The sequence below is a fragment of the Streptomyces sp. NPDC033180 genome (assembly GCF_055577645.1).
Map to the genome: position 1 here is coordinate 858,914 of NZ_JBVIPU010000001.1, position 7,658 is coordinate 866,571.

5 protein-coding genes are annotated in these 7,658 nt (G+C 73.3%); 1 reads left to right on the forward strand and 4 read right to left on the reverse strand.

Going from position 1 to position 7,658, the window contains the following annotated elements; all coding sequences use genetic code 11:
- Positions 1-561: 561 nt before the first annotated feature.
- The 4 genes from dnaG to ACZ5WE_RS03945 form a co-directional block, all read right to left on the reverse strand.
- Positions 562-2,466 (reverse strand): DNA primase, encoded by a 1,905-nt coding sequence (gene dnaG, locus ACZ5WE_RS03930; protein WP_467687767.1) that lies wholly within the window; start codon positions 2,464-2,466, stop codon positions 562-564.
- Positions 2,467-2,509: 43 nt separating this feature from the next.
- The gene (locus ACZ5WE_RS03935) at positions 2,510-3,772 is read right to left on the reverse strand and encodes an NAD(P)/FAD-dependent oxidoreductase (protein WP_467687765.1); all 1,263 of its coding nucleotides are present in this window, start codon (positions 3,770-3,772) and stop codon (positions 2,510-2,512) included.
- A gap of 171 nt (positions 3,773-3,943) precedes the next feature.
- On the reverse strand, positions 3,944-5,266 hold the full coding sequence (locus tag ACZ5WE_RS03940; RefSeq protein ID WP_467687763.1) for a deoxyguanosinetriphosphate triphosphohydrolase: 1,323 nt from the start codon (positions 5,264-5,266) through the stop codon (positions 3,944-3,946).
- A gap of 99 nt (positions 5,267-5,365) precedes the next feature.
- Positions 5,366-6,301 carry a sirohydrochlorin chelatase gene (locus ACZ5WE_RS03945; protein WP_467687762.1) on the reverse strand — a complete coding sequence of 312 codons (936 nt, stop codon included), beginning with the start codon at positions 6,299-6,301 and terminating at the stop codon, positions 5,366-5,368.
- A gap of 255 nt (positions 6,302-6,556) precedes the next feature.
- On the opposite strand from ACZ5WE_RS03945, the gene ACZ5WE_RS03950 reads away from it, so the two are divergent.
- Complete coding sequence (locus tag ACZ5WE_RS03950) at positions 6,557-7,207, forward strand: SanA/YdcF family protein (protein ID WP_467687760.1); 651 nt, start codon at positions 6,557-6,559, stop codon at positions 7,205-7,207.
- The last annotated feature ends 451 nt before the right edge of the window (positions 7,208-7,658 follow it).

Below are 7,658 nucleotides of genomic sequence, written 5' to 3' on the forward strand. Positions count from 1 at the left end.
CCAGGTACGCGAGGGGCGGACCGGCGCCCGTCGGAAGGGCGGGACAGCGGCTGCGCGAGGGGCCGGGGCAGCGCCTGCGCGAGGGGCCGGGGCAGCGCCTGCCGGGAGGGGCCGGGTCGGCGGCTGCGCGAGGGGCCGGGGCAGCGGCTGCCGGGAGGGGCCGGGTCGGCGGCTGCGGAGTGACCGGGTCGGCGGCTGCGCGCGGGGCCGGGGCAGCGCCTGCCGGGAGGGCGGGGCAGCGCCTGCGCGAGGGGCCGCGTCGGCGGCTGCCGGGAGGGTCGGGACAGCGCCTGCGGAGTGACCGGGTCGGCGGCTGCGCGCGGGGCCGGGGCAGCGCCTGCCGGGAGGGCGGGACAGCGCCTGCGGAGTGACCGCGTCGGCGGCTGCGCGCGGGGCCGGGCAGCGGCTGCGCGGAAGAGGGCTCAGTGCCTGCGTGAAAGGTGGCCCAGGTCGTGACCGACGTGCGACGCGGGCCCTCTGCTCTCGACGGGGCCGAGCCGTCGGGCGAGCGGAGCCCGGGCCCTGCTCGCGCGGAGTTTCAGCGCCGCCCCGAGCGGGAGCTCAGAGCGCGTCGGCTCCCCGCTCGCGCAGCGCCTGCGCGTATTGCTGCAGGACCCACAACTCGTTCTGGACCGCTGCCAGTTGTGCGGGATCGCCCTGGGCGCTCAGCCGGGTCAGGCTGCCCTGGACGTCGCGGATGCGGCGGTCGACGGCGCGCAACCGGACCTGGACCAGCTGGATGCCCGCGTAGATCTCGTCCACCTGCTTGCGCAGGATCGCCTCGACGGCCAGCTCCGTGACCATGGCGCGGACCGTGTTGTCCGGCGCCGCGTCCAGGACGCGGGCGAGGTAGGTCTGCGGCTCGGGGATGCCCGCCTCGGCGCCGCCGGCCTCCTCCACGCACTGGCGCACCGCGGCGTACGGCGGCGCGGTGAACTCGTCCACGCCGTACGCGTCGAAGGCCGGGGAGACCAACTCCGGCCGCTGCAGGGCCAGTTTGAGCAGTTCGCGCTCGGTGCGGTGGGCGGGGCTGCGCAGGGTCAGCGCGGGGCCGGAGGGCCCGGAGGGCGCGGAGGCCGCGTACTGCTGGTGCTGCTGCGTGCGCTGCTGCGGGGCCGGGCCCCTGCCGCCCCGGTCGCGGGCCCAACGCGCCAGCTGGGCCACGCGCTTGACCACGAACTGGGTGTCCAGGATGCCGAGCATCCCGGCGAGCTGGACGGCCACCTCGTGCTGCGCGCCGCTGTTCTTGATGCGGGCCACGACCGGCGCCGCCTCGTCCAGTGCGGCGGCGCGGCCGGCGGGGGTCTCCAGGTCGTACCGCCCGACGATCTGGCGCAGCGCGAACTCGAAGAGCGGCGTGCGGGGTTCGACGAGGTCGGAGACCGCCGAGTCCCCCTTGGCCAGGCGCAGCTCGCAGGGGTCCATGCCCTCGGGCGCGATGGCGATGTACGTCTCGGCGGCGAACTTCTGGTCGTCCTCGAAGGCGCGCAGGGCGGCCTTCTGGCCTGCCGCGTCACCGTCGAAGGTGAAGATCACCCGCGCCGAGCCGTTGTCCATCAGGAGGCGGCGAAGGATCTTGATGTGATCGCCGCCGAAGGCGGTGCCGCAGGTCGCGATGGCGGTGGTGACACCGGCGAGGTGGCAGGCCATGACGTCCGTGTACCCCTCGACGACGACCGCGCGGGAGGTCTTGGCGATCTCCTTCTTGGCCAGATCGACCCCGTAGAGCACCTGGCCCTTCTTGTAGATCGGCGTCTCAGGCGTGTTGAGGTACTTGGGGCCGTTGTCGTCCTCGCGCAGCTTGCGGGCGCCGAAGCCGACGACCTCGCCACTGATGTCGCGGATCGGCCACATCAGACGGCCGCGGAAGCGGTCGATGGGGCCGCGGCGGCCCTCCTGGGCGATGCCGGAGAGGGTGAGCTCCTTGTCGGTGAAGCCCTTGCCGCGCAGGAACCGGGTGAGGTGGTCCCAGCCCGCCGGGCTGTAGCCGACGCCGAAGTGCGCGGCGGCGGCCTGGTCGAAGCCGCGCTCGGCGAGGAACTTGCGGCCGATCTCCGCCTCGGGGCTCTCCAGCTGGTCGATGTAGAACTGCGCGGCGATCTTGTGGGCCTCGACGAGCCGGATGCGCTCGCCGCGCTGGCTCGTGGGGTTGTACCCACCCTCCTCGTACCGCAGCGTGATGCCCGCCTGGGCGGCGAGGCGCTCGACCGTCTCCGAGAAGGTGAGGTGGTCGATCTTCATCACGAAGGCGATCGTGTCGCCGCCTTCCTGGCAGCCGAAGCAGTGGAAAAGACCCTTGCTGGGGCTGACCTGGAAGGACGGTGACTTCTCGTCGTGGAAGGGGCACAGGCCCTTGAGGTTGCCTCCGCCCGCGCTGCGCAGCTGGAGGTAGTCGGAGACCACGGCGTCGATCGGGACCGCGTCCCGAACCGCCTTCACGTCCTCGTCATTGATCCTGCCTGCCACGTAGGAATACTACGGCCCTGCTGTGACACTCCGGCCCGGCCCGTCACCCGAGCAGCGACTCCAGGGGGACGGACGGGTCGGAGAGGGACTCGGCGGGCGGCCGCGCGCCCGCGCGGATCAGCTTCTGGATGGTGTCCGTGACGTCCCACACATTCACGTTCATCCCGGCGAGGATCCGCCCCTCGCTCAGCCAGAACGCGACGAACTCCCGCTTCCCCGCGTCGCCTCGGACCACCACCTGGTCGTACGTCCCCGGGGGCGCCCACCCCGAGTACTCCAGGCCCACGTCGTACTGGTCCGAGAAGAAGTAGGGCACGCGGTCGTAACTCACGTCCTTGCCGAGCATCGCGCGGGCCGCGGCCGGTCCGCCGTTGAGGGCGTTCGCCCAGTGCTCCACGCGCATCCTGGTGTCGAAGAGCGGGTGCTGGACGGCGGCCACGTCGCCTGCCGCGAAGATGTCCGGGTCCGAGGTCCGCAGCGAGGCGTCGACCACGACTCCGCCGCCGTGCGCGCGGTCGGCGATCTCCAGTCCCGCCGCCTCGGCGAGCGCGGTGCGCGGGGCCGCGCCGATCGCGGCGAGCACGTCGTGCGCGGGGTGCTCCTCGCCGTCGTCCGTACGGGCCGCCAGGACCAGGCCGTCCTCGCCCGTGATCTCGGTGAGCGTGGCGCCGAAGTGGAAGCGCACGCCGTGCTCGGCGTGCAGGTCGGTGAACATCTGGCCGAGCTCGGGGCCGAGGACCGCGTGCAGCGGGGTGGGCTCGGGCTCGACGACGGTGACCTCCGCGCCGTACGTCCGCGCGGCGGCGGCGACCTCGAGGCCGATCCAGCCCGCCCCGGCGATCACCAGGTGGCCGTTGTCACGGCCGAGACTGGCGAGAACCTGACGCAGCCGGTCGGCGTGCGCGAGGCGGCGCAGGTGGTGCACGCCCACCAGGCCGGTGCCGGGGACGTCGAGGCGGCGCGGCTCGGCGCCGGTGGCCAGAAGGAGCTTGTCGTAGTGGATGACGGCGCGGTCACCGAGGTGGACGGCCTTGGCCGCGCGGTCGATGGAGACGACGGTCTGGCCGAGATGCAACTCCACGTCCGACTGGGCATACCAGGCGGGTTCGTGGACGAAGACGCTGTCACGCTCCTCCTTGCCCAGGAGATATCCCTTCGACAGGGGTGGGCGCTCGTACGGGTGGTCGCGTTCGTCGCCGATGAGGATCACCCGGCCGGTGAAGCCCTCGGCCCGGAGTGTCTCGGCCGCTTTCGCGCCCGCGAGACCTCCTCCGACAATGACGAACGTCTGATCCGCGTCGACCACTTGATGCCTCCTCAAAGCCTTGCCGTCAGGGGGAGCGTCCCGCACGGAGCGTGATGGGGGAAGGGGTTGCGGCCCGATCCGGCCAGTTTTCGTCACGCCCCGTGGTCGATCGGGTCATTCCGCATATGTCAGGGCCCTATATGTCGGGGCCCTGCCGCGTCAGGGGCTGCGTCAGGGCTGTCTCGCCGTGAGCCGCGCGTGCAGGGAACGTGCGGCGGCGTCCGTGAGGGACGCGATCTGGTCAACGACGACGCGCAGGGCCGCGCGGTCGTCGGGCGCGGTGTCGTAGAGCGCGCGGAACTGCGGGTCGAGCCCGTCGGGGGCGCGGGCGGTGAGGGCCTCGGCCAGCTCGGCGACGACGATCCGCTGATCCGCGCGCAGCCGCTCCTGGGCGGGGCGTTGCATCACATAGCGGTCGGCGACGGCCTTGAGGACCGCGCACTCGTGGCGGGCCTCGCGCGGGACGACGAGTTCGGCGGCGTACCGAGTGAGGGGGCCCTTGCCGTACCGCAGGCGGGTGGCGGTTTCGGCGGCGAGGCAGAAGTGGCCGATGAGCTGGCTTGTGGCGTCCTTCAGGCGGCCCTGCGCGATCGCGGAGCCGTCGTACCCATGCGGCCACCACTCCTGTTCCAGGAGGCGGTCGAGGGCTTCGGAGAGCTCTTCGGGGTCGGTGTCCGCCGGTACATAACGGCCGATGGCGACGGCGAAGATGTCCTGGCGCTCGGGCTCGGCGTGCAGGAGGTTCGGGTCGAGGTGCCCGGCGTGCAGGCCGTCCTCGATGTCGTGCACCGAGTACGCGACGTCGTCCGACCAGTCCATGACCTGGGCCTCGAAGCAGATACGGCGGGCGGGGGCCTCCTTGCGGACCCAGTCGAAGACCGGCCGGTCGTCTTCGTAGACCCCGAACTTGGGGGAATCGGGGTCGGTGGGGTGAGCGCCGCGCGGCCAGGGGTACTTGGTGGCGGCGTCCAGGGCGGCGCGGGTCAGATTGAGCCCCACGCTGACGAGTTCGTCCGTCTGCTCACTTCTTACGAAGCGCTTCGGTTCGATGCGGGTGAGGAGGCGCAGCGACTGGGCGTTGCCCTCGAAACCGCCGCAGCTCTCCGCGACTTCGTTCAGCGCCTGCTCGCCGTTGTGCCCGAAGGGCGGGTGGCCCATGTCGTGGGAGAGGCAGGCGGTCTCCACCAGGTCGGGGTCGCAGCCGAGGGCGGCGCCGAGCTCGCGGCCGACCTGGGCGCACTCCAGGGAATGCGTCAGGCGGGTGCGGGCGCTGGCGTCCCACGCTTCGTTGCTGCGCGTGCCGGGGGTGACCACCTGCGTCTTTCCCGCGAGGCGGCGCAACGCGGAGGAGTGCAGGACGCGCGCGCGGTCCCGCTGGAAGGCGGTGCGCCCCGGCCTTTTGTCCGGCTCGGTGGCCCATCGCTCGACGGCGGCCTTGTCATAGGCAGCCTCGGCCGCCTCGTCGTCGTACGCGTTCGGTGCAGTGCCTTCCATGCACCGACAGTAAACGCAAGCAGTGACAAAGGGGGCTTCAGGGCCCCTCGGTGGCCGACAGGCGACTGTCATGCCGAGCCCAGGCGGAGTCAGGCGGAGTCAGGCGGAGGTCAGCTGACGGGGCGAAAGACGAGTGGCGGGTGTGGCCGCGCGGGCCTGGTCGTAGCGGTGCAGGAGGAGCTGGGCCATCGCCGGATGGGCGCCGAGCGGGGCGGCCGCGATCCAGGGGGCGGCTTCGGCGCACTGCGTGGCGAAGCGGCCCGGCGCCGTGAAGTACGAGGCCACGGCGGTGCGGTGGCGACCGCGGGCGGCGAGGGCACGCACGGCCGCGGGCACACTGAGCGGGGCGGCGGCGGTCGGCGAGGCGTACGCGGGAACCACCGGCACGCCGAGCCGCTGGGCGAGGAGGACCGCCGTGCGGCGGGTGTCCGTGGCGGAGTCCGGGTCGCGGGAGCCGGCCGCGGCGAGGACGACGCCGCCGGTGCGCCGCGCTGCCCGGCCGAGCCGGTCCGGCCAGCCCGCTTCGGCGAGCCGGTCGTGCAGCGCGTCGACGAGCAGGGGGTGTGGGCCGAGCGGGGCGGCGACCCGCGTGTCGAGGTGCGGCGCCTCTGCGGCGGCCTCGGGGATGTCGTGCTTGACGTGGTAGCCGCGGCCGAGCAGCAGCGGCACGAGGACGGCACGGCCGGCCGCCGCGGCGAGGGTGTCGGTGAGCAGCGGCTCGTTCAGCTCGATGTGGCCGAGGCACACGGTGAGCCCGGGCCGCAGCTCACGGACCCGGTCGAGCAGCGCCGTGACGGTGGCGAGGGCGCGGGGGTCCCGGCTGCCGTGGGCGACCACGACGAGGGCGGGGGCGGGGGCGGTTGCGGTTGCGGGCGCCGTTGGCGGTGGCGGTGCCGGTGGCGTGCGACGTCTGCCGTCGCGCGACACGAGGGCGAGCTGGCTGCCGAGCTGGCGGGTGATGCGGTCCATGATGTGCGCCGTACTTTCGAGAGGGGTGCTGCCGGACTCATCGCGAAGAGGGTTCGACGGCGTCATGGACCGAGGATGGCCGCGCGGCGTTTCGGTCGCGTTGCGCGCCGGTGACGGGTCCTTTCGGCCTGGCTCACCGACGGCGCCGCGGCGTTGTCAGTGCGGTCGCTTACCGTTGGCTGCAGTGATCGGATCGGGGGGATCCGGCGTCGGGCACGGGGGAACGGCATGAGGCGTCCGGGGTGGATGTGTCGGGAGTGGAAACGTCCGGAGTGGAAACGTCCGGAGTGGCGCCGTCCGGGGTGGAGCCGTCCGGGGTGGATGCGGCTGCCGCGCACGCGGCGGGGACAGCGGCGGGCCGTGCAGGTCTTCATGGCCGTGTGCGTGGTGGCGCTGCTGCCCGCGACGTGGCTTTTCGTGACGGCGGAGGGGCGGTTGCACACAACGGCTGACGTGCCGCGCACGCGGGTGGCGGTCGTCTTCGGCGCCGGCCTCTGGGAGGGCGAGCCCTCGCCGTATCTCGCGCACCGCCTCGACGCGGCGGCCGAGCTGTACGAGGCGGGGCGGATAGAGGTCGTCCTCGTCACCGGGGACAACAGCCGCGAGGATTACGACGAGCCGGACGCCATGCGCGCGTATCTGACCGAGCGCGGCGTGCCGGGACGGCGGATCGTCAGTGACTACGCGGGCTTCGACACCTGGGACTCCTGCGTGCGCGCCAAGAAGGTGTTCGGCGTCGACCGGGCGGTGCTGATCAGCCAGGGCTTTCACATACGCAGGGCCGTCGCGCTCTGCCGCGCGGCGGGCGTCGCGTCGTACGGCGTCGGGGTCGACGCGAAGCACGACGCGACCTGGTACTACGGCGGCGCGCGGGAGCTGTTCGCGGCGGGCAAGGCGGCGGTGGACGCGGCGTTTCAACCGGATCCGCACTTCCTCGGGCCTCGGGAGCCCGGCCTGGCCCCTGGGCCTTGAGCGGGGTCGCGTCTGCCTTCTTCCGCTCGCCCGCCGGGTGCCGGTCGTGGTCCGTCCTCGCGCAGTTCCCCGCGCCCCTGGCGGGGCACGACCGGCCCACCTGCCGGGTGCGGGCCTCGCTGAGGTCGGCTTCGCGCGTGAGGATCGCGTCTGCCCTCCCGCCCGTCCGTTCGCCGGGTGCCGGTCGTGGTCCGTCCTCGCGCAGTTCCCCGCGCCCCTAGCGGGGCACGACCGGCCCACTGCCCGGTGCGGGTCGTTGGTCCCTCCTCGCGCCGTTCCCCGCGCCCCTGGCGGGGCACGACCGGCCCACCTGCCGGGTGCGGGCCTCGCTGAGGTCGGCTTCGTGCGTGAGAACCGCGTCTGCCCTCCCGCCCGTCCGTTCGCCGGGTGCCGGTCGTGGTCCGTCCTCGCGCAGTTCCCCGCGCCCCTAGCGGGGCACGACCGGCCCACT